Source organism: Paractinoplanes ferrugineus (assembly GCF_016862195.1).
In the GTDB taxonomy this organism is placed as follows: domain Bacteria; phylum Actinomycetota; class Actinomycetes; order Mycobacteriales; family Micromonosporaceae; genus Actinoplanes; species Actinoplanes ferrugineus.
Genome location: NZ_BOMM01000121.1, coordinates 1 through 994, shown reverse-complemented (window position 1 = coordinate 994; position 994 = coordinate 1). Strand labels below are relative to the sequence as shown.

The window sequence follows — 994 nt, the reverse complement described above, 5'->3', positions numbered from 1 at the left end:
TGACGTGATCTCAGCAAGGAAAAGCGTCTGATTCGGTACGACACGGGCGAATGCGTGTGTAGCGGTCAGTGCTGGATATAGGCGTGGAGCCATCGATAGACCAGTTCTTGCGAAGGAAACAGGTCGTCGAGAGGGCTCCACGTGATCGCGTATTCTGCCATGCTCGACGTGCCCAGGGAACTCGTGCGTCACCTCGCACGGTTGCTCGCCGCGGAACGCCGGGCCCTCGGCACGCGCCGGGGTACGAGGGCGTTGAGCTGCTTCTACCAGGCGATGTTGGTCCTGGTCTGGTTCCGTAAGCAGGAAGACGCGACGCTGCTGGGCGCCGGGTTCGGCGTCTCCCGGGCGACCACCTACCGCTACCTCGCCGAAGGCATCACGGTCCTGGCCGCCCGCCGGCCCGGCCTGCACGAGGCGTTGCAACGTGCCGCCGATGACGGCTGGGCGTTCGTCATCCTGGACGGCAAACTGTTCGACTGCGACCGGGTCACCGAAACCGTCCGCAGCGTCAAAGGCGACAGCATCGACGCGTGGTACTCGGGAAAGCACCGCGACTTCGGCGCGAACATCCAAGCAATCATGCTCCCGAACGGCCTTCCGATCTGGACCGCTGACGCCATGCCCGGCCACCTGCACGACCTGACCTGCGCCAAGAATCTCGACATCACCGCCGCCCTGAACTGGGCCGCAGCCGAACTCAACCTGCCCACCCTGGCCGATTCCGGCTACGAAGGCGCAGGTCACGGCATCAAAACTCCGACCAAGCAACCCGCCGACGGCAAACCCCTCGCCGTCGCCAACCGCAGCGTCAACCGGCTGCTCCGCGGTCTGCGCTGGCAAGGAGAACGCGGCTTCGCCATCCTCGTCGGCCGCTGGAAAACCCTGCGCCACAGCACGATCAGCCCCCGAAGAATCGGCGACGTCGTCGCCGCAGCGCTACATCTCACCCATTTCGAATACCGGCACCTCAACGAATCTTGCTGAGATCACGTCA

1 protein-coding gene is annotated in these 994 nt (G+C 64.6%); it reads left to right on the top strand.

Going from position 1 to position 994, the window contains the following annotated elements:
* Positions 1–141: 141 nt before the first annotated feature.
* On the top strand, positions 142–984 hold the full coding sequence (locus Afe05nite_RS43505) for a transposase family protein (protein ID WP_203823224.1): 843 nt from the start codon (positions 142–144) through the stop codon (positions 982–984).
* Positions 985–994: the final 10 nt, after the last annotated feature.